The sequence below is a fragment of the Pseudomonas sp. EMN2 genome (genome assembly GCF_009650555.1).
In the GTDB taxonomy this organism is placed as follows: domain Bacteria; phylum Pseudomonadota; class Gammaproteobacteria; order Pseudomonadales; family Pseudomonadaceae; genus Aquipseudomonas; species Aquipseudomonas sichuanensis.
Window position 1 is genome coordinate 79,168 of the sequence record NZ_VZZR01000024.1, and the last position, 19,911, is coordinate 99,078.

A 19,911-nucleotide genomic window follows, 5' to 3' on the forward strand; every position below is an offset into this window, starting at 1 on the left:
AAGGCGCGGGCGCAGGGCTGTCAACGCTGGATCTTGATCTCGGTACGGCGGTTCATGGCGCGCCCGTCGGCCGTGGCGTTGTCAGCCACCGGTTGGGTCTCGCCGGCCCCCACGACCGAGACGAAGCTGCTGCGCGGTACGCCTTGCTCGACCAGATAATCGGTCACCGAATGGGCTCGGCGCTCGGAAAGCTTCTGGTTGTAGCTGTCGGAACCGACGCTGTCGGTATGGCCGGTGACGCTCAGGCGGGCGCTCGGGGCCTCCTGTTTAAGGCGCGTGGCAATGGTATTGAGGCGCTCCTTGTCGGCGGCGGTGAGGCGTGCCGAGTCGAACTCGAAGCGCACATCGCGAATGACGATGACTTCTTCCTTCTGTACCACGACCTCCTCGACCACAGGTGGTGGTGGCGGGCAGCCGTTGGCATCGACCTGGACCCCGCGCGGCGTGCCTGGGCACTTGTCGCGACTATCCGGCACACCATCGCCGTCTTCGTCGCCATCGCCGTGGGCCCAGCAGTAACCGGCCGCCAGGCCGCCACCGAGCAACGCACCCCAGCCAGCCCAGCTGGAACTCTCGATGGCGCCCAGGGCGGCGCCGCCTACACCCCCGACGGCAGCACACTTCGGCCAGTCGGTTTTTTGCAAACCTGCACAACCAGTCAACACACTGGTGAGCAGGACCAGGGGTATCGCTGTGCGTACTATGCTCATCTTGTTGCTTCTCCTAGGGGGAATCGGTGCAAAACCGATGCTCTGGAAGTAAAGACCGCTGTTTCTCGCTCTGCCAGCAATAAGCCACGACGTGGCGCCGTGCCTCTATGCCAGGCAGGCCGGGGCCGTTAGTCTTGAGCGACCTGAACGAGGAATGGCAATGACTGACGCTTTCTCCCAACGCACACCACAGCAGGCCCTGGCCGCCCTGCTCGAGCGTTTCACGCCACACAAGCTGCTGCTGGTGGGCACACGCTTCCCGGCATTGGACGCCTTCGCCGCAGAGCACCCGGACACCCATATAGAAGTCGCCTCACCCGGCCCATTGCCAGCCAGGCTGGCCGCCCAGCGCTTCGACCTGGCGTTACTGGTGGACTGCCTTGAGCACCTGCCCAAACGCAGCGGCCTGGAGCTGCTTGGTGGCATACGCAACCTCAATGCCAGCAAGGTCGCGGTGCTCGCCGACCTGGGCGCCTGCGGCTGGCACGACACCGACTTTTTCTCGCTGGCGCTGTCGGCCAGCGAGAAATTCCAGCGAGACGAACAGGTGCTCAGCCTGTTCACCTATGATCTGCATGACTACAAACAGGTACCGGACTGGCTTAATGCGAAGTTCTGGGCCAATCCACAAAATTTCGGCAAGTACTGGTGGTGACTCGATGAGTGTCTCGGTCTGCCCTTGCGGCAGCGGCAACCTGCTCGACGCCTGCTGCGGGCATTATCACGCCGGCACCCCGGCACCGGATGCGCAGACGCTGATGCGCTCGCGCTACAGCGCCTACGTGCTGGGGCTGATGGATTACCTGGTCGGCACCACGCTGCCGGCCCAACAGGCCGGCCTGGACCGCGCCGGCATGGCGGCCTGGAGCGCGCAAAGCACCTGGCTGGGGCTCGAGGTGGAAAACGCCGAAGTGCTCGGCGGGCAACCCGAACATGCCTTCGTCACCTTCACCGCACGCTGGCACGACGGGCAAGGCGATCACCAGCACCGCGAACGCTCGGCCTTCGTCCAGCACGCCGGGCGCTGGTACTTCATCGACCCGACCGTGGAGCTGAAAGTCGGGCGCAATGATCCCTGCCCCTGCGCCAGCGGGCAGAAATTCAAGAAATGCTGCGCCAGCTATTTCGGTAACTGAACATGCGCGCCCTCGCCCGCCTGATGCTGCTGGCCTTACTGCTGAGCGGGCTGGCGGGCTGCGCCAGCTGGGGCGACGACAGCTGGCGCCAGCCAGAGGTGCACCTGCTGAAGGTGGAAAAGGTCAGCATGCGCCTGCACCAGCAAGAGTTCGTGCTGCACCTGCAGGTCATCAACCCCAACGACAGCCGGCTGTTCATCCGCAACCTGCACTACGCGGTCCACCTGGGCGACATCCTGCTGGCCGAAGAGGATGTCAGCCTCTGGCGCAGCGTCGGCGCCCATGCCCGGCGCACCTTCAAGATCACCGCGCGGACCAACCTCTGGCAGCACCTCAAGCCCCTGGCGAAACTGCTCAAAAGCCATCAACCCTTGCACTACCGGCTGCAAGGCGACCTGGCCACCGGGCTGATCATCCCCCGGGACCTGCACTTGTCGCGCAGTGGTGAGATAATGCCCGGCGATTTTCTACCGGAGTAATCCCGCAATGACCCAGCAACCCCATGTTCATGGCCCCGACTGCAACCACGGTCACGACCATCACCACGATCACGACCACGGCCATGTGCATGGCCCGCACTGCAACCACGGCCACCAGGAGCCGGTGCGCAATGCCCTGAAGGACGTCGGTCGCAACGACCCGTGCCCATGCGGCAGCGAGAAGAAATTCAAGAAGTGCCACGGCGCTTGAAGCAGCCCTGAGCGCCAAGCTGCAAGGCGCAAGATGAAACGGGCCGGTGCAATGCCGGCTTTTTCTTGCGGCTTGCAGCTGGCGGCAAGCCGTTCGTAAATAAAGCGCCCCCGCACCTTGCACGGCGACTGCGCGCTCACTACCTTAGCGCCTTTCCAAACCCCGCCACGCCCTGCAGGAGCCCAGTCATGGCCGCGCCCGTCCTTCCTCCCTTCCGCCCCCGCTTCGGCAGCGCCGCCGCGATGCTCGGCATGCTTGCGCTGACTGGCTGCCAGATGGGCGGCATGCAGGACAGCGTACCGCCGACCACCGGCGTCCAGCCGCTCAAGGGCCTGGCGCAGAATGTTTCGGTGCGGCGCAACGCCATGGGTGCGCCGCTGATCGAAAGCAGCAACTTCCACGATGCGCTGTTCAGCCTGGGCTATGTCCATGCCGGTGACCGCATCGAACAAATGGTCACCCTGCGCCTGCTGGCCCAAGGCCGCCTGGCCGAGCTGGCCGGCCCGGATGCGCTGGAAATCGACCGCCTGATGCGCGCCGCCAACCTCAAGCAGGGCGCCGGCCAGCTCTACGCCGACGCCTCGCCGCGGCTCAAGCGCTTCTTCGAGGTGTATGCCCGAGGGGTCAACGCCTACCTGTTCCGCTACCGCGACAAGCTGCCGGCCGAACTGGCCCGTAGCGGCTATCGCCCCGAGTACTGGAAGCCAGAGGACTCGGCGCTGATCTTCAGTCTGTATGCCTTCAGCCAGTCGGTGAACCTGCAGGAGGAGCTCTCGGCCCTGACCCTGGCGCAGAAGGTTGGCGCAGATAAACTGGCCTGGCTGCTGCCCGGCGCCCCCGACGAAGCCCTGGCCGAAAGCGAAGTCGACAAACTCAAGGGCCTGAACCTGGCCAGCCAGCTGCCGGGCCTGGCCTCGCTCGCCGCCGCCGGCCAGCAACTGGCCGATCTCGGCTTGCTCGGCAACCCCGGCTCGTCCAACCTCGCCCTCGGGCCGCAGCGCAGCCGCAGCGGCAAGAGTCTGCTGGCCAGCGACAGCCGGGCGCCCTGGGCGCTGAGCCCGGTGCAGATCCATACCGGTAAATACCAGGTCGCCGGCCTTTCACTGCCGGGCCTGCCGATCGTGCTGGCCGGCTACAACGGTAAAGTGGCGTGGAGCGCCAGCGCGGTGATGGCCGACAACCAGGACCTGTTCCTCGAACAGGTACGCCGCCAGGGCAGCCAACTGACGTACCTGGCCGACGGCAAATGGCAACAAGCCCGCGCACGCAGCGAGACCTTCTTCGTCCGTGGCCAGCGCCCGCAACGCGAAGTGCTGTATGACACCCGCCATGGCACCCTGCTGCCGGGCCACGGCAGCCTGGCCCTGGCCTTGCACCTGCCGCAGCTCAAGGATGATCGCAGCCTCGACGCGTTGTTCGACCTGACCCGCGCCAGCAACATCGAGCGGGCCTTCGACAGCACCCGTGAAATCGGCGCCGCAGCCCTCAACTTCGTATTCGCCGAACCCGAACACATCGGCTGGCAAGTCAGTGGGCGCTACCCCAACCGCCGCGACGGCCAGGGCCTGCTGCCCTCGCCGGGCTGGGACGGGCGCTATGACTGGGATGGCTACGCCGACGCCATGCTCCACCCTTACGACCAGGACCCGGCCGCCGGCTTCATCGGCCACGCCAACCAGCGTAGCCAGCCCAAGGGCTACGGCATGCAGCTGTCGAGCAGCTGGTACTACCCTGAACGCGCCGAGCGCCTGGCTCAGCTGGCGGGCAACGGTCGCCATGACAACCGCAGCCTGATGGCCCTGCAGAACGACCAGATAACGCTGCTGGCCGACAAGCTCAAGCAGATGTTCGATGCGCCCGGCATGGCCCTGCCACTCAAACAGGCCATCGACGCCTTGCCCGCCGCCCAGCGCGACAAGGCCCGTGACGCCCTGGCCCGGCTCAAGGCCTTCGATGGCCGGCTGAGCCCGGTGTCGGCCGATGCCGCGCTGTATGAGCTGTTCCTCCAGGAAGTCACCCGGCAGACCTTCCTTGACGACCTCGGCCCCGAGTCTAGCCCGGCCTGGCAAGCGTTCGTCGGCAATGCCCAGCTGTCTTATTCGGCCCAGGCCGACCACCTGCTGGGCCGCGAAGACAGCCCGTTCTGGGATGACCGTGGCACGCCGCAGAAGGAAGACAAGCCCGCCATCCTCGCCCGCAGCCTGGCGGCGGCGATCGATACCGGCACCGCCCAGCTCGGCGCCGACCGCCGTGCCTGGCAGTGGGGCAAGCTGCACCAGTATCGCTGGCCGGGGCCGAACTACCGCGGCTTGGGCGACAGCCTCAGCCGCTCGCCCATGGCTGCCGGCGGTGATTTCAGCACGCTGGCACTCACGCCCTACGCCTGGGGCAGCAACTTCGACACCCGCCTGCCGGCCTCGGCGCGGATGATCGTAGACTTCGGCCAGGCCGAACCGCTGCAACTGCTGACCAGCAGCGGCCAGTCAGGCAACCCGGCGAGCCGCCATTACAGCGACGGCCTGGATGCCTGGTTCAAGGGGCGCTTCATGAGCATGCCGTTGCAGCCGCAGAACTTCGGGCGGGCCTATGGCAGCCAACGACTGACGCTGGTGCCGGGGAAGTAAGCCGACAGCAATGAAAAAGCCGCCTGAACAGGCGGCTTTTTCATCGGTGCTCGGTCAAGCAGCGACCACTGCCAACTCGATGCGCTGGCCCAACACATGCAAAGCGTGCTCTACCTGCTCGATCTTCGAGCGGTGCAACAGGTTGACCAGACGATCCACTTGCGGGCGATTGACGCCAAGTCGCCGAGCCAGTTCGGTCTTGGTCACTTTCTGCGCAATCATGGTGTTCCACAGCGCAGCCTTGGCGGCGGTCAACGCAGGCAACCTGACCACCGCCTGATCGCATGCGTGTAGCGAAGGCAGTGGAATGGCGACACGTTGATCCACGTATAACGAAAGCGCCGATTCCAAGGCATCAACAGCATCGAACAGCGCTTCATCCACTGTGTCGCCGGCACTGGCCATTTCTGGAATATCCGGACAGCTGACCCAGAAGCTACCGGCTTCACAATGCACGATCACCGGATAATCAAAATTCATGTCGTTGCCTCGTTTGAGGGTCAATCGCCTAGCCCAAGGTCTTTGAGGATCTTTTTCCTGAGCCCTTCGCCGATTTCCTTGGCGCCATGGTCGGGAAAGATCGTCTGTCGCTTGCCGAGGTAAACCTTGAAATGGCTGCCTTTGGCAGGAACGAACGTGGCGCCTTGAGCACGCAGCCACCGACGGAATTCGCTGTATTTCATGCAAGTCCCGCAAGAGCAAGTTGCTACAGAATGATCAGCTACGCAACATTTTTGATGCGCAGCCAAGGTGAACCTCAAGTAAACAGGTAATGCACCTTCACCATTTCCGAGCCTTGCGCCAGTTGCACCAGCAAGCGTTGTGTGAAACCGGGCAATGATGCACCGCGCGCCAAGTTGTGCTTCTATCCATCATTCCGGCCCCTAATCGCAGACCGCCCTCTTCAGGACCCCCATGCACCATTCGACCCACGACCTGCTGTCCCCCGCGCCCGGCATCGCCCGCCAGTTGCACAGTTTCCACTTCGGCCCGCGCGGCGGTGGCAAGGTGTATATCCAGGCCTCGCTGCATGCCGACGAACTGCCGGGCATGCTGGTGGCCTGGCACCTCAAGCAACGCCTGTTGGAGCTGGAGCAGCACGGCCGGCTACGCCGCGAGATCATCCTGGTACCGGTGGCCAACCCGGTGGGCCTCGAGCAGGTGCTGCTGGACGCCCCGTTGGGGCGCTTCGAGCTGCAGAGCGGCGAAAACTTCAACCGCAACTTCGTTGACTTGTCGGACAGCATCGGCGACCAGATCGAAGGTCATCTGAACGACGACCCAGCGCATAACCTGGCGCTGATCCGCGAGTACCTGCGTCGCGGCCTGGACGCGCACCCGGCACACACCCCATTGCAGTCCCAGCGCCTGACCCTTCAGCGCCTGGCCTGCGATGCCGACATGGTGCTCGACCTGCACTGCGACTTCGAAGCCGTCGAGCATCTGTACACCACCCCGGAAGCCTGGCCTCAGGTCGAACCGCTGGCGCGCTACCTGGGCGTGCAGGCCAGTTTGCTGGCCACCGACTCGGGCGGGCAGTCGTTCGACGAGTGCTTCAGCCTGGTGTGGTGGCAATTGCAACAGCGCTTCGGCAAGCGCTTCCCGATCCCCATGGGCAGCTTCTCGGTGACCATCGAGCTGCGCGGCCAGGCAGATGTCAGCCATGCCCTGGCAACCCAGGACTGCCAGGCGATCCTGGATTTTCTCACCCACAGTGGCGTGATCGACGGCCAGCCCGCAGCCCTGCCGGCCCTGCGCCAGCCAGCGACGCCGCTGGCAGCGGTGGAGCCCGTCACTACGCCGCTGGGCGGCCTGCTGGTATTCCACGCCAAACCTGGGCAGTACCTGGAAGCGGGGCAACTCATCGCCGAGGTCATCGACCCGCTGAGCGACCGCGTCACCCCGCTGCGCAATACCCAGGCAGGGCTGCTGTATGCGCGTAGTGTGCGGCGCATGGCCACGGCCGGCATGGTCATCGCCCATGTCGCTGGCGAGCAGGTATGCCGCAGCGGCTACCTGCTGGGCAACTGATCCGTTACAACCAGGCGGCGCGGCCCGCGGGTCAGGCCACGGGGGCTGGCGGCGGTTCGTCGGGCAGGGTCGGCTCGCCCGGCTCCATCGGCGGATGCTCGCCGGGCTCCGGCGGTTGCGGGGTATCGGGGTCAGGCTGGTGCGGTACGCCACCGGCCTGCAGGTGCATTGGCGGATGCGCCAGCAGCGTCCAGGCCAGCAATCCGACCTGATTCGGCTGCAGGACCGCCAGCTTGGCGCTGATTGCGGGGTCGAGTTTCATGGAGCGGCTCCTGACGAGAGCCGGCACGCGTCGTGCGCGCCGGGACTGCTATCTCGTTGGAGTGCCGGGCGGGCAAACAATTCCCGCGCTTGGTCGCCTCAGGTACGTGGCAGGGTGACGCCGCGCTGGCCCTGGTACTTGCCGCCACGGTCCTTGTACGAGACTTCGCATTCTTCGTCGGACTGCAGGAACAGCATCTGCGCCACGCCTTCGTTGGCGTAGATCTTCGCCGGCAGCGTAGTGGTGTTGGAGAACTCCAGGGTGACATGGCCTTCCCACTCAGGCTCGAGCGGGGTGACGTTGACGATGATGCCGCAACGGGCATAGGTGCTCTTGCCCAGGCAGATGGTCAGCACGTCGCGCGGAATGCGGAAGTACTCGACCGTGCGGGCCAGGGCGAAGGAGTTCGGCGGGATGATGCAGACGTCGCTCTTGATGTCGACGAAGCTGCCGGCGTCGAAGTTCTTCGGGTCGACCGTGGCCGAGTTGATGTTGGTGAACACCTTGAATTCGTCGGCGCAGCGCACGTCGTAGCCGTAGCTGGAAACACCGAAGGAGATGACCCGGCTGTCCTGCTCGCCGCGCACCTGGCGCTCGACGAACGGTTCGATCATGCCGTGTTCCTGCGCCATGCGGCGAATCCACTTGTCCGATTTGATGCTCATGGCGGGTGTGTCCTGAGAGTGCAAGGTGAAAAAAATCGTGATGCGCATCTTACCGGTCCCGGCGCCCGCGGCAAAGTCGCATCCACAGTCTTACTGCAATGCCCGCCGGACGGGGCCTGCAGCCGCCGCCGATCCGAATTACGACAAACCTCTCACCAGTTATTGGCAGGTCAGGGAAAGTGGGTTATGGTGTCGCCACTGTGCTGCACGCGACACCGAAGATCTGTTTGATGCACGATTTACGATCGGCCCATCTCCATGACACCTTCTGCTCCTTTGCACTCAGTCTCGGTCGGGGTTTTCCTGGCCGCCATCAACTTTGTCCAAGGAGACAGAAAAATGTCCAATCGCCAATCCGGTACCGTCAAGTGGTTCAACGATGAGAAGGGCTACGGCTTCATCACCCCTCAGTCGGGCGACGACCTGTTCGTGCACTTCAAAGCCATCCAAGCTGACGGCTTCAAAACCCTGAAAGAAGGCCAGGCTGTTACTTTCGTCGCTACCCGCGGCCAGAAAGGCATGCAGGCTGAAGAAGTTCAGATCGCCTAAGTCGATCTCGCTTCCTAGCTTTCAGAAAAAACCCGCCATTGGCGGGTTTTTTTGTGCCTGCCCGAAAATCTCACGGGAAGGGCTGCTCTGTCGCTAGAAAACTCCGTGGGAGCGGGCTTGCCCCGCGATGGGAGGCACCGGCTGCGCCGGTATCGCGGGGCAAGCCCGCTCCCACGAAGTTGCTGTAGATCGCTTGGTCAGCGCTGCATCAATCCTCGCTGATGGTGATGCTCGGCATTGCCGGTGCGGCTGCTTCCTGCAATACGATCCGTGCCCCCACCTGACGCGCCAGCTCCTGATAGACCATGGCGATCTGGCTTTCCGGCTCGGCAATGGCGGTTGGCTTGCCGCTGTCGGCCTGCTCGCGAATCAGCATCGACAGCGGCAGCGAAGCCAGCAGTTCGACACCATATTGGGCCGCCAGCTTCTCACCACCGCCTTCACCGAACAGATGCTCGGCATGGCCGCAGTTGGAGCAGATGTGCACGGCCATGTTCTCCACCACGCCCAGCACCGGGATGTTGACCTTGCGGAACATCTCCACGCCCTTTTTCGCATCCAGCAGCGCCAGGTCCTGTGGCGTGGTGACGATCACCGAGCCGGCCACCGGCACTTTCTGGGCCAGGGTCAGCTGGATGTCGCCAGTGCCCGGCGGCATGTCGATCACCAGGTAATCGAGATCATCCCAGGCGGTCTGGGTCACCAGTTGCAACAACGCACCGGAAACCATTGGCCCGCGCCATACCATCGGCGTGTTGTCGTCAGTGAGGAAAGCCATGGACATGACCTCGACGCCATGGGCCTTGATCGGCACGAACCATTTTTGATCGCGCACCTGCGGGCGAGTGCCTTCGGCGATACCGAACATCACGCCCTGGCTAGGGCCGTAGATGTCAGCGTCGAGGATGCCGACTCGCGCGCCCTCCCGCGCCAGCGCCAAGGCCAGGTTGGCTGCGGTGGTCGACTTGCCGACCCCGCCCTTGCCGGAGGCAACGGCCACGATATTCTTCACATTGGCCATGGCCGGCACCTGGGCCTGAGCCTTGTGGGTGGCGATCACACAATCGATGGTCACATTCGCCGAAGAAACGCCTTCGAGGTTCTCGATCGCGGTCTGCAGCACCTGGGCCCAACCGCCCTTGAACAGGCCGGCGGCATAACCCAGCTGCAGCTGCACGCTGACCTGCGCGCCCTGGATGTCGATGGCGCGCACGCAGCCGGCGCTGACCGGATCCTGGTTCAGGTAGGGGTCGGTGTACTGGCGAAGCACGCCTTCGACGGCGGCACGGGTAACGGCACTCATGGAGGCTCCCATTGGCAAACTGAATACGAAACAGGCGCCTATGCTAACCCGTCAATCGTCAGCAGATGCGTTCGCAAGGTGAAATATCTTCGCCAGCCCTTTATAGTGGCCGATCACCCTCATTTTTACCCCGTAGCCAGATAAGTAGCCGAGCCACCATGTCCGAGCCACGTCAGATTCTCGTCACCAGCGCCCTGCCCTATGCCAATGGTTCCATTCACCTTGGCCATATGCTCGAGTACATCCAGACAGACATGTGGGTTCGCTTCCAGAAGCTGCGCGGCAACCAGTGCATCTATGTCTGCGCCGACGACGCCCACGGCTCGGCGATCATGCTGCGCGCCGAGAAGGAAGGCATCACCCCGGAGCAACTGATCGCCAACGTCCAGGCCGAGCACAACGGCGACTTCGCCGATTTCCTGGTCGATTTCGACAACTTCCACTCCACCCACAGCGAAGAGAACCGCGAGCTGTCGGGCATGATCTACTCCCGTCTGCGTGACGCCGGCCACATCGCCACCCGTTCGGTCACCCAGTATTTCGACCCGGAAAAGGGCATGTTCCTCGCCGACCGCTTCATCAAGGGCACCTGCCCCAAGTGCGCGGCCGAGGATCAGTACGGCGACAACTGTGAAAAATGCGGCGCCACCTACGCCCCGACCGAACTGAAGAACCCCAAGTCGGCGATTTCCGGCGCCACCCCGGTGCTGCGCGACTCGCAGCACTTCTTCTTCAAGCTGCCCGATTTCCAGGCCATGCTGCAGCAGTGGACCCGCAGCGGCACGCTGCAGGATGCCGTGGCCAACAAATTGGCCGAGTGGCTGGACTCCGGGCTGCAGGAATGGGATATCTCCCGCGATGCACCGTACTTCGGTTTCGAAATTCCGGGCGAGCCTGGCAAGTACTTCTACGTCTGGCTGGATGCGCCGATCGGCTACATGGCCAGTTTCAAGAACCTGTGCGCGCGCCGCCCGGAGCTGGACTTCGACGCGTTCTGGAACGAAGGCTCCAAGGCCGAGCTGTACCACTTCATCGGCAAGGACATCGTCAACTTCCACGCCCTGTTCTGGCCAGCCATGCTCGAAGGCTCGGGCTTCCGCAAGCCGACCGCAGTCAACGTGCACGGCTACCTGACCGTCAACGGCGCCAAGATGTCCAAGTCGCGCGGCACCTTCATCAAGGCGCGCACCTACCTCGACCACCTGCAGCCGGAATACCTGCGCTACTACTATGCCGCCAAGCTGGGCCGCGGCGTCGACGACCTCGACCTCAACCTCGAGGACTTCGTGCAGAAGGTCAACTCCGACCTGGTCGGCAAGGTGGTCAACATCGCCAGCCGTTGCGCCGGCTTCATTCACAAAGGCAATGACGGTGTGATGGTTGCCGGCGATGCCGCCCCCGAGCTGACCGAGGCCTTCCTCGCCGCCGCCCCGTCGATCGCCGAAGCCTACGAAGGCCGCGATTTCGCCCGCGCCATGCGCGAAATCATGGCCCTGGCCGACCGTGCCAACGCCTGGATCGCCGACAAGGCGCCGTGGTCGCTGGCCAAGCAGGAAGGCAAGCAGGATGAAGTCCAGGCCATCTGCGCCCAGGGCATCAACCTGTTCCGTCAGCTGGTGATCTTCCTCAAGCCGGTTCTGCCGCTGCTGGCCGCCGATGCCGAGGCGTTCCTCAACGTCGCCCCGCTGACCTGGAACGACCACCTGTCGCGCCTGGAAAACCACAAGCTCAACCCGTTCAAGGCGTTGATGAGCCGTATCGAGCCGGCCAAGGTCGAAGCCATGGTCGCCGCCAGCAAGGAAGACCTGCTGGCCTCGCAAACCCAGGCCCCGGCTGGCAACGGCGAACTGACCAAAGACCCGCTGTCGGCCGAAATCGAGTTCGACACCTTCGCCGCCGTCGACCTGCGCGTGGCGCTGATCGTCAAGGCCGAGTCCGTCGAAGGTGCCGACAAGCTGCTGCGCCTGACCCTGGACATCGGTGACGAGCAGCGCAACGTGTTCTCCGGCATCAAGTCGGCCTACCCCGACCCAAGCAAGCTGGAAGGGCGTCTGACCATGATGGTGGCCAACCTCAAGCCACGGAAGATGCGTTTTGGCATCTCCGAGGGCATGGTCATGGCGGCCGGCCCTGGTGGCGAAGAGATCTACCTGCTGAGCCCGGACAGCGGCGCCAAGCCCGGCCAGCGCATCAAGTAACCCCCCCTGCCCCGGCCAACTGGCCGGGGCATTTCCATCCAGCGGCCGCTGCCGGATAATCACGGCATCCTCAGGCGGCAGGCATTTCATGAGCGACTACATCCTGGTCCTGGTCAGCGCTGCGCTGGTCAACAACCTGATGTTGCAACCCGACCCGATCGAGCGCGATCGCTTGCAAGTGCTCGGCCTATGCAGCGCGCTGTTGATCCTGATCGGACTGCCCGCCGGGCTGCTGCTCCAGCAGTACCTTCTGGCCCCACTGCAATTGCAACCCTTGCGCCTGTTCCTGCTGTTGCCGTTGTTGGCGATGCTGGCCTGGGGACTGCCGCAACTGCTGCGCCGTATGCGACCCGGCTGGCCTGTGGAGGGCCTGCAAGGGCTGCTGCTGGGCAATGTCGCGGTGCTAGGCTTGCTGTTGCAGCTCGGCAGCGATGGCAGCAGCGTTTGGCAAGCGTTGACCTGGGGCGTGGCAGGCGGGTTGGGGTTCTGGCTGGCCCTGCTACTGTTCGCCGACCTGCGCGAACGCAGCAGCCATGCGGATATTCCGGCGGCCCTGCGTGGCCTGCCCATCGAGCTGATCGGCGCCGGCGTGATGGCCATGGCGCTCTCCAGCCTTAGCGGACTATTCACACAATGAGCCTGCAAACCCATGCCACTGCCTGACCCGCGCCTGCGCAACGCCATGGGCCTGGTCCTTCTGGCCTGCGTGCCCGGGTTGCTGGTGCTGTTCTGGCTGCATGGCTGGGGGGTGTTGATCAACCTGCTGCTGTGCACCGGTGCCGCGCTGGCTACAGAGGCACTGCTGCTGACCTGGCGCGGGCAAGCGATACGGCCGGCGCTGGACGATGGCAGCGCATTGGTCAGCGCGGTACTGCTGGCGGTGGCATTGCCCGGCCAGGCCCCCTGGTGGCTGCCGGTGGCCGCGGCCAGCGTTGCCATAGGCCTGGGCAAACAGGCCTTCGGTGGCGTCGGCCGCAACCTGTTCAACCCGGCGATGGTTGGCTATGCCTTCGCCCTGCTGAGTTTCCCGCTGCAGATGAATCACTGGCCCAGCCAAGCGCCTGGCCTGCTCGACAGCCTGCACCTGAGCTTTATTGCCAGCGAGCAGATCGACGCCTGGGCCAGCCCGACGGTACTGGATGCCCTGCGGCACAATCGCAGCCTGACCATCGATGAGCTGTTTGCAACGCATCCGGCCTTCGGCAAGCTGGGCGGGCGGGGCAGCGAATGGGTGAACCTGGCATTCCTGCTGGGCGGGCTGTTCCTGCTGCAGCGCAAGGTGTTCAGCTGGCACGCCCCGGCGGGCTTGCTCGGCGGGCTCCTGCTGTTCAGCCTGCTGGCCTGGAACGGGTCGGGCTCGGACTCCAATGGTTCACCTTTGCTGCACCTGTTCTCTGGCTCCACCATGCTGGCGGCATTCTTCATCTGCACCGAGCCTATCTCCGGCTGTAAACGTCCGCTGGCGCGCCTGCTGTTCGGTATCGGTGCAGGTTGGCTGATCTATCTGCTGCGCACCTGGGGAAGCGTGCCGGACGGGACAGCCTTTGCGGTCCTGCTGATGAACCTCTGCGCGCCGGCGCTGGACCGCTGGGCACAGCGACGCCAACCGGTGACCACATGAGCAGGCGCGCGCGCAGCATACTGCTGCTGACATCGGTGACTGCCTTGGCACTGGCCGGCAGCCTTGTCTGGCAACACTGGACCGCCGGCCCCATCCAGCAAGCCCAACGCCAAATGCAAGAGCGTGAGTGGCTGGCGGCGCTGCCAACAGGCAGCTACGACAACCAGCCGCTCCAGGCCCCCTTGGCGCTGGCCGACAATCAGTTGCCACACAGTCGGCTGCTGGCGGGTTATCGCGCCAGCCTGGCCAACACCCCCGTAGCCATCATGCTGCGCAGCGAGGTGCCGGGGTATGCCGGGCCGATCGAACTGGCCATCGCGATCGACAATCATGGTCGCCTGACCGGGCTGCGTGTACTTCGCCAACAGGAAAGCCCGGGGCTGGGCGACCAACTGGTCGATCCCGCACGGCATTGGCTGGACCAGTTTATCGGCAAGGCTCATGACGACCCGCCCGAACAGGCCTGGGCGCTCAAGCGGGATCGGGGCTCGTTCGACCAACTGGCTGGCGCGACAGTCACCTCGCGGGCAGTTATCGATGCAGTGCAGGATGCGCTGCGCTACTACGATCAACACCGCACCGCGTTGCTCGGGGAGGACAAACATGAATAGGTACTGGTTGCTGAGCGTATGCCTGGCGCCCTTGATCGGCACAACCGGGTCGGTCATCGAGGCCTCGACGATGCTGGCCTGCATGACCGTCGTGATACTGGCGCACCAACTGCTCATGGCTGGGTTACGCAGCCATCTGCTACCTGCCATGCACCTGTGGATGTCCATGGTGCTGGCCGCTGCGCTCGCCAGTTGCCTGCAGCTGGGGCTGCAGGCCTGGGCGTTGCCGATGGCGCTTGTGCTTGGTCACTATCCCGCGCTGCTGGCTCTGCAATGCCTGGCCGTCGAGCGCCTGTTACCGCAAACAGGCCGCTGGCACTCACTGCTCACTGGCCTTGCGGGCATGGCAGCGGCGGGCCTGGTTTTGGCTATCGGCCGTCAGGCCCTGACCGATATCCCAGGGCTGCACATCACTCACCTGGCACCCGGCGCGCTGATACTGCTCGGCCTGCTCCTGGGCTTGTACAATCAGCTACGCCCCGAGCCCACCACTGCACATCGTCAAGGAACGCGTTGACCCCATGAATGCCGCTAAACGCCTGGAGATTTTTCGCAGGCTGCATGAAGACAACCCCGAGCCCAAGACCGAACTGGCCTACACCACTCCCTTCGAACTGCTGATTGCCGTGATTCTCTCGGCGCAAGCAACCGATGTCGGCGTCAACAAGGCAACTGCACGCCTGTTCCCCATCGCCAACACGCCAGAAGCCATTCACGCACTGGGGGTCGATGGGCTGAGCGAATACATCAAGACCATCGGGCTGTACAACAGCAAGGCCAAGAACGTCATCGAGACCTGCCGCCTGCTGGTCGAACAGCATGGCGGAGAGGTACCGGAAACCCGTGAGGCGCTCGAAGCCTTGCCCGGGGTTGGCCGCAAAACCGCCAACGTCGTGCTCAACACGGCATTCGGGCAACTGGCGATGGCCGTTGACACCCATATCTTCCGGGTGAGCAACCGCACCGGCATTGCACCGGGCAAAACCGTGCTGGAGGTGGAGAAGAAGCTGCTCAAGTTCGTACCCAAGGATTACCTGCTCGACGCCCATCATTGGCTGATCCTGCATGGTCGGTACGTTTGCCAGGCGCGCAAGCCTCGCTGCGGTAGCTGCCGAATCGAAGACCTGTGCGAATACAGGCATAAGACATCAGACGATTGAGGCAATTGCAAAAACACCTGCACTACGATTGAAAAAATCTTTTTTACCCGCTCGGTGAATCCCGCTATAAGGACGGCCAATGGCCCTTTGGCTTGGAGTGACGCATGAGCACCGATAAAGAAGACCTGGCTATCGACGACGAGTTTCAAAACGCAGAAGAAGACGCTGAGCCGCAGCCCGAAGTGGCCAAGACCAACCTCAGCAAGCGCCGGACCATCGACAATATGCTGGAAGAGCGGCGCCTGCAGAAGCAGCTGGCCGATTTCGATTACGACCTGTAACCCAGGCATCAAAAAGCCTCCTGATGGAGGCTTTTGATGATTCAGGCCAGACCGTGCCGCTGGGCCAGTTCGATGAGATCAACCAGTGAACGCGCATTGAGTTTGAGCAGCAGCCGGGTTTTGTAAGTACTTACGGTCTTGTTGCTAAGGAACATGCTATCGGCAATTTCCTTATTGGTCTTTCCTCGTGCAAGTTGCTGCAGCACCATCATCTCCCTGCCGGAAAGACGCTCGACCATTTCTACTTCGCTTGCGCCACCAACGCCAGTGCGCCCTTTGTGCAGTGCCTGATTGGGGAAGTAGCTGTAGCCTGACAGCACGGCCTTGATCGCACTTAGCAACTCGGTCAGCTCCTGTTGCTTGCAGACATACCCCGCAGCCCCCGCCTGCATGCAGCGCATCGAAAAATGGCCCGGTGCCTGCGAGGTCAACACCAGCACCTTGCTTGCCGGGCTTGCCAAGGTCATTCGGGCAATGACCTCGAGCCCGTCCAGTTTGGGAATTCCAATATCCAGAATGACAATGTCTGGCAGATGCTCCCGCGTTAGCTGCAAGGCATCCACCCCGTTGTCGGTTTCCGCCATCACCTCGTATCCATGCCGTTCCATCAGCATGCGTACCGCCAGGCGAATGACCGGGTGATCATCCACGATCAGCACTTTGTTCATGCGATATCCATTATTGCGTTATTTTAGTTTTGATACCCGAGCACAACCGAGCATAACGATTATTCGTGCCATGGTTTCCTTGGCAGATGCATCGAAGGAAGGTGCCTACTCTTCTTAAGGAATATTCCTACGTACAATTCTTTCGCAGAACTTTATTCGTCCCAGATCGATGTAGCCGTGTACAAGTTAGCACCCTACTAATCGGGCTCCAAGCGCAGAGGCATTACACTTAACGCAGGAAATTTCCACTATTGAGACAAGACATCGGAACGCCGTTAAGTAAATGGCTAAGGATTTTCAGAAGAGGAAATACTCACACTTACTCTGTGTTAAAAATCAGGCTACTGATGAGCAAAGCATGCCTAGGCGCCCATCATGAACAATCCATCATTCAGCCCATTGACGCTTATCGCCGTCTTCGCCGGCGTCATCGAAGCCTCCGCCCTGGCTTCGCTGCCATTCCTGAACGCGGAAAGCCAGACCATCTACACCTGGTTCCTCGTAGGTTTCCCCTTCTTCCTGACGGTGTTGTTCTTCCTCACACTCAACTTCAATACCGGGTCGTTATTCGTGCCTGAGCACCATGACTCAACGCTCAACAGCCCGTCCCCCGCTCAACCACCAACAACGCCAAACCAAGCTGTCACGTCGACGGCCGAAGAGACGCAAGCGCCGCTCAACACGCCCCCGGCGCACATCAGCGAAAGCGAAACTGCCATGATCATTGCCATCTCCGGCCCAGACAGCCGCAAGATGTTCGAGCGCCATGTATTGCGCATGATCGATCGCCCACACACCTCTACACGCCGCTGGATCCTGTACAACCTCGACACCCGGGCCTGTTTTCATCTATCGGCCGGCCCCATGCACGAGGGCACCGAACCGCCGTTCGAACAGGCCGAAGCCCCTGAATGACGGCCAAAAAAAACCCGGCCTGGGCCGGGTTCTTTTTAGCAGGATGCTCAGAGCATGGAACGGCCTTTATTGGCCGCAATGCGCATGCGCAGAGCATTGAGCTTGATGAAGCCGGCCGCGTCGGCCTGGTTGTAGGCGCCGCCATCTTCTTCGAAGGTGGCAATGTTGGCGTCGAACAGCGAATCATCCGACTTGCGACCGACAACCACGACATTGCCCTTGTACAGCTTCAGGCGAACCACACCATTCACGTTCACCTGCGAGGCGTCGATCATCTTCTGCAACATCAGACGCTCCGGGCTCCACCAGTAGCCGGTGTAGATCAGGCTGGCATACTTGGGCATCAGCTCATCTTTCAGGTGAGCGACTTCGCGGTCCAGAGTGATCGACTCGATGGCACGGTGAGCCTTGAGCATGATGGTGCCACCAGGAGTCTCGTAGCAGCCGCGGGACTTCATGCCGACGTAGCGGTTCTCGACGATGTCGAGGCGGCCGATGCCATTGGCACCGCCAATGCGGTTGAGGTCGGCCAGCACGGTGGCCGGGGACTTCTCGACGCCGTCGATGGCAACGATGTCACCGTTGCGGTAGGTCAGCTCGATGTAGGTAGCCTGGTCCGGGGCGTTCTCTGGGGAGACGCTCCATTTCCACATGTCTTCTTCGTGCTCGGTCCAGGTATCTTCCAGGACACCGCCTTCGTAGGAGATGTGCAGCAGGTTGGCGTCCATCGAGTACGGCGACTTCTTCTTGCCGTGGCGCTCGATCGGGATGCCGTGCTTCTCGGCATAGTCCATCAGCTTCTCGCGGGACAGCAGGTCCCATTCGCGCCATGGGGCGATGACCTTGACGCCCGGCTTGAGCGCGTAGGCACCCAGCTCGAAACGCACCTGGTCGTTACCCTTGCCGGTAGCACCGTGGGAAATGGCGTCGGCGCCGGTTTCGTTGGCGATTTCGATCAGGCGCTTGGCGATCAGCGGACGAGCGATGGACGTACCCAGCAGGTACTCGCCTTCGTAGACGGTGTTGGCGCGGAACATCGGGAACACGAAGTCACGCACGAATTCTTCGCGCAGGTCATCGATGTAGATTTCTTTAACGCCCATTGCCTGGGCTTTGGCGCGGGCCGGCTCGACCTCTTCGCCCTGACCCAGGTCAGCGGTGAAGGTCACCACTTCGCAGTTGTAAGTGTCCTGCAGCCACTTGAGAATCACCGAAGTATCAAGGCCGCCGGAATACGCCAGTACGACCTTTTTTACGTCCGCCATGCCATCACTCCACGGGGTTGTACGGAAAGCCTTCGATTCTAACGGCCTTGCCGCAAAAATTACAGTGGGGCGACAGCTTGTGACGACAAAGCGACAGGAACTGTCGACAGCGCGACCAGTGGTCGCACTCAGCCCTGCTTCGCGGGTGCCTGCTGGGCCGGTACGGCTGCCGGAGCGGTCGTGGCCGCTGGCGCAGGGGCAGGCGCCGCAGCGGGAACGGCCGGCGCTGCAGCCGGAACCGGCTTCTCGACCGGGGTCACCCGATCGAGCTGGATGTTGACTCGACGGTTGCGCGCGCGGTTGGCGGCGCTGTTGTTCTTGGCCAGGGGATAGCGCTCGCCGTGGAAGCGCACGGTGATCTGTTCTTCGGCGACGCCATGGGCCTTGAAGTACTCGGCCACGGCCAGGGCACGACGGCGCGATGCGTCACGGTTGGTCAGGCGGTTGCCGCTGTTGTCGGAATGGCCGTCGAGCTCGATGTGATTGACCGTCGGGTCGGCCTTCATGTAGTCCAGAATCAGGTCCAGACGTGCACGCGCCGAGCTATCCAGCTCGAAGCCATTGCCGGGGAAGCCGACCTGGGTTTGGCGAATCTGATCGTAATTCATCGGCAGCAGCGTGCTCGCACAGCGCTGATAGTCACTATAGGCCTTGGCGAAACTGACCGGCAGCACCCGCACTTCCATGGCTCGCCCGCCTTCACCTGCATAATTGCGCACCACCGTGCTGCGCCCATCCAGCAAGCCATTGATCAAGCGGCTGGCCTGGCCTTGCGAGGACGTGAACAGCACACCGGTGCGGCCCATGCGCACAGCCCCCAGATTGATGTCGCCACGGCCTGGCTGCCACGGTGCAGCTGCCGCCAACAGTGTGGCGGACCCAGCACCGAGCACGTTGCTCGTGGAGCGCAGCTGGAAGGTCGGCAGCTCGCCGGCACGGCGCACGAACTCACCACTGCCGAAACCATCGATCGGCTGAACCAGACGGCATTCGAACTGGTCACCCTCTACTTTCCAGGCGACATTCTCCATGCGGGTCTGGAAGGTGAGTGCCCCCGCCGGCAGGCTGGCGACAAGGGTGAACAGGGCTAGGTAACGCTGGCGCACGGGCGGCTCCACAGATTCTGACGGCTTACATCAACGCTATCGGACGCTGGCTGGAAAACTTGATAGCCGTGCTCGCCCAAGGGTTTTCCGGTAGCATTGGCTTCTGAGTTCGACCC

The 19,911-nt window shown here is 62.8% G+C and carries 24 protein-coding genes; 15 read left to right on the forward strand and 9 right to left on the reverse strand.

Going from position 1 to position 19,911, the window contains the following annotated elements:
* Positions 1-20: 20 nt before the first annotated feature.
* The gene (locus tag F6X61_RS08735) at positions 21-710 is read right to left on the reverse strand and encodes an OmpA family protein (RefSeq protein WP_153786269.1); all 690 of its coding nucleotides are present in this window, start codon (positions 708-710) and stop codon (positions 21-23) included.
* A 160-nt stretch (positions 711-870) separates the two neighbouring features.
* Here F6X61_RS08735 and F6X61_RS08740 point away from each other — a divergent pair, with 160 nt between their 5' ends.
* The 5 genes from F6X61_RS08740 (at position 871) to F6X61_RS08760 (ending at position 5,160) form a co-directional block, all read left to right on the forward strand.
* Positions 871-1,365: a DUF6231 family protein gene (locus F6X61_RS08740; protein ID WP_153786270.1), complete on the forward strand. Its 495-nt coding sequence runs from the start codon at positions 871-873 to the stop codon at positions 1,363-1,365.
* Positions 1,366-1,369: 4 nt separating this feature from the next.
* A complete protein-coding gene (locus F6X61_RS08745) occupies positions 1,370-1,846 on the forward strand; it encodes a YchJ family protein (protein ID WP_153786271.1) in 477 nt (158 codons plus the stop codon).
* Between the two features lie 2 nt (positions 1,847-1,848).
* Positions 1,849-2,325 (forward strand): LEA type 2 family protein, encoded by a 477-nt coding sequence (locus F6X61_RS08750; RefSeq protein WP_153786272.1) that lies wholly within the window; start codon positions 1,849-1,851, stop codon positions 2,323-2,325.
* Between the two features lie 7 nt (positions 2,326-2,332).
* On the forward strand, positions 2,333-2,536 hold the full coding sequence (locus F6X61_RS08755) for an SEC-C metal-binding domain-containing protein (protein ID WP_012313055.1): 204 nt from the start codon (positions 2,333-2,335) through the stop codon (positions 2,534-2,536).
* A 188-nt stretch (positions 2,537-2,724) separates the two neighbouring features.
* Complete coding sequence (locus F6X61_RS08760) at positions 2,725-5,160, forward strand: penicillin acylase family protein (RefSeq protein ID WP_153786273.1); 2,436 nt, start codon at positions 2,725-2,727, stop codon at positions 5,158-5,160.
* 54 nt (positions 5,161-5,214) lie between these two features.
* On the opposite strand, the gene F6X61_RS08765 is transcribed toward F6X61_RS08760, so the two are convergent.
* Together F6X61_RS08765 and F6X61_RS08770 are read right to left on the reverse strand one after the other, a co-directional pair.
* Positions 5,215-5,640, reverse strand: a complete 426-nt coding sequence (locus F6X61_RS08765; RefSeq protein WP_153786274.1) for a type II toxin-antitoxin system HicB family antitoxin — start codon at positions 5,638-5,640, stop codon at positions 5,215-5,217.
* Between the two features lie 20 nt (positions 5,641-5,660).
* The gene (locus tag F6X61_RS08770) at positions 5,661-5,843 is read right to left on the reverse strand and encodes a type II toxin-antitoxin system HicA family toxin (RefSeq protein ID WP_125857637.1); all 183 of its coding nucleotides are present in this window, start codon (positions 5,841-5,843) and stop codon (positions 5,661-5,663) included.
* Positions 5,844-6,075: 232 nt separating this feature from the next.
* Here F6X61_RS08770 and F6X61_RS08775 point away from each other — a divergent pair, with 232 nt between their 5' ends.
* Positions 6,076-7,191, forward strand: a complete 1,116-nt coding sequence (locus tag F6X61_RS08775) for a succinylglutamate desuccinylase/aspartoacylase family protein (protein WP_153786275.1) — start codon at positions 6,076-6,078, stop codon at positions 7,189-7,191.
* Between the two features lie 31 nt (positions 7,192-7,222).
* On the opposite strand, the gene F6X61_RS08780 is transcribed toward F6X61_RS08775, so the two are convergent.
* Both F6X61_RS08780 and dcd read right to left on the reverse strand, forming a co-directional pair.
* The gene (locus tag F6X61_RS08780) at positions 7,223-7,453 is read right to left on the reverse strand and encodes a hypothetical protein (protein ID WP_110995504.1); all 231 of its coding nucleotides are present in this window, start codon (positions 7,451-7,453) and stop codon (positions 7,223-7,225) included.
* Between the two features lie 98 nt (positions 7,454-7,551).
* On the reverse strand, positions 7,552-8,118 hold the full coding sequence (dcd, locus tag F6X61_RS08785; protein ID WP_003258001.1) for a dCTP deaminase: 567 nt from the start codon (positions 8,116-8,118) through the stop codon (positions 7,552-7,554).
* Positions 8,119-8,457: 339 nt separating this feature from the next.
* On the opposite strand from dcd, the gene F6X61_RS08790 reads away from it, so the two are divergent.
* Complete coding sequence (locus F6X61_RS08790) at positions 8,458-8,667, forward strand: cold-shock protein (RefSeq protein ID WP_016488765.1); 210 nt, start codon at positions 8,458-8,460, stop codon at positions 8,665-8,667.
* A 208-nt stretch (positions 8,668-8,875) separates the two neighbouring features.
* Here the strand turns inward: F6X61_RS08790 and apbC are convergent, their stop codons facing one another.
* Positions 8,876-9,970 carry an iron-sulfur cluster carrier protein ApbC gene (gene apbC, locus F6X61_RS08795; RefSeq protein WP_153786276.1) on the reverse strand — a complete coding sequence of 365 codons (1,095 nt, stop codon included), beginning with the start codon at positions 9,968-9,970 and terminating at the stop codon, positions 8,876-8,878.
* 158 nt (positions 9,971-10,128) lie between these two features.
* Here apbC and metG point away from each other — a divergent pair, with 158 nt between their 5' ends.
* From metG to F6X61_RS26960, 7 genes are all read left to right on the forward strand, one after another.
* On the forward strand, positions 10,129-12,168 hold the full coding sequence (metG, locus tag F6X61_RS08800) for a methionine--tRNA ligase (protein ID WP_153786277.1): 2,040 nt from the start codon (positions 10,129-10,131) through the stop codon (positions 12,166-12,168).
* Positions 12,169-12,256: 88 nt separating this feature from the next.
* Positions 12,257-12,805, forward strand: coding sequence for an Rnf-Nqr domain containing protein (locus F6X61_RS08805; RefSeq protein WP_153786278.1), 549 nt, complete (start codon positions 12,257-12,259; stop codon positions 12,803-12,805).
* A gap of 12 nt (positions 12,806-12,817) precedes the next feature.
* Complete coding sequence (locus F6X61_RS08810) at positions 12,818-13,789, forward strand: RnfABCDGE type electron transport complex subunit D (protein ID WP_153786279.1); 972 nt, start codon at positions 12,818-12,820, stop codon at positions 13,787-13,789.
* On the forward strand, positions 13,786-14,400 hold the full coding sequence (locus F6X61_RS08815) for an RnfABCDGE type electron transport complex subunit G (protein WP_153786280.1): 615 nt from the start codon (positions 13,786-13,788) through the stop codon (positions 14,398-14,400). The genes F6X61_RS08810 and F6X61_RS08815 overlap by 4 nt, the downstream gene beginning before the upstream one ends.
* Positions 14,393-14,917 carry an Rnf-Nqr domain containing protein gene (locus F6X61_RS08820; RefSeq protein ID WP_153786281.1) on the forward strand — a complete coding sequence of 175 codons (525 nt, stop codon included), beginning with the start codon at positions 14,393-14,395 and terminating at the stop codon, positions 14,915-14,917. Before F6X61_RS08815 ends, F6X61_RS08820 begins: the two co-directional genes overlap by 8 nt.
* Positions 14,918-14,921: 4 nt before the next feature.
* On the forward strand, positions 14,922-15,560 hold the full coding sequence (nth, locus tag F6X61_RS08825; RefSeq protein WP_125857630.1) for an endonuclease III: 639 nt from the start codon (positions 14,922-14,924) through the stop codon (positions 15,558-15,560).
* 104 nt (positions 15,561-15,664) lie between these two features.
* Positions 15,665-15,841: a PA3496 family putative envelope integrity protein gene (locus F6X61_RS26960; RefSeq protein WP_167409855.1), complete on the forward strand. Its 177-nt coding sequence runs from the start codon at positions 15,665-15,667 to the stop codon at positions 15,839-15,841.
* Positions 15,842-15,882: 41 nt separating this feature from the next.
* Here F6X61_RS26960 and F6X61_RS08830 read toward each other — a convergent pair whose 3' ends face one another.
* Positions 15,883-16,509: a response regulator transcription factor gene (locus F6X61_RS08830; protein ID WP_153786282.1), complete on the reverse strand. Its 627-nt coding sequence runs from the start codon at positions 16,507-16,509 to the stop codon at positions 15,883-15,885.
* A gap of 375 nt (positions 16,510-16,884) precedes the next feature.
* Between F6X61_RS08830 and F6X61_RS08835 the strand changes: the two genes are divergently transcribed.
* Positions 16,885-17,424 (forward strand): hypothetical protein, encoded by a 540-nt coding sequence (locus F6X61_RS08835; RefSeq protein WP_153786283.1) that lies wholly within the window; start codon positions 16,885-16,887, stop codon positions 17,422-17,424.
* A 47-nt stretch (positions 17,425-17,471) separates the two neighbouring features.
* On the opposite strand, the gene F6X61_RS08840 is transcribed toward F6X61_RS08835, so the two are convergent.
* Both F6X61_RS08840 and F6X61_RS08845 read right to left on the reverse strand, forming a co-directional pair.
* A complete protein-coding gene (locus F6X61_RS08840) occupies positions 17,472-18,689 on the reverse strand; it encodes an argininosuccinate synthase (RefSeq protein WP_110995148.1) in 1,218 nt (405 codons plus the stop codon).
* A 128-nt stretch (positions 18,690-18,817) separates the two neighbouring features.
* Positions 18,818-19,795: an OmpA family protein gene (locus tag F6X61_RS08845; RefSeq protein ID WP_153786284.1), complete on the reverse strand. Its 978-nt coding sequence runs from the start codon at positions 19,793-19,795 to the stop codon at positions 18,818-18,820.
* Positions 19,796-19,911 lie beyond the last annotated feature (116 nt).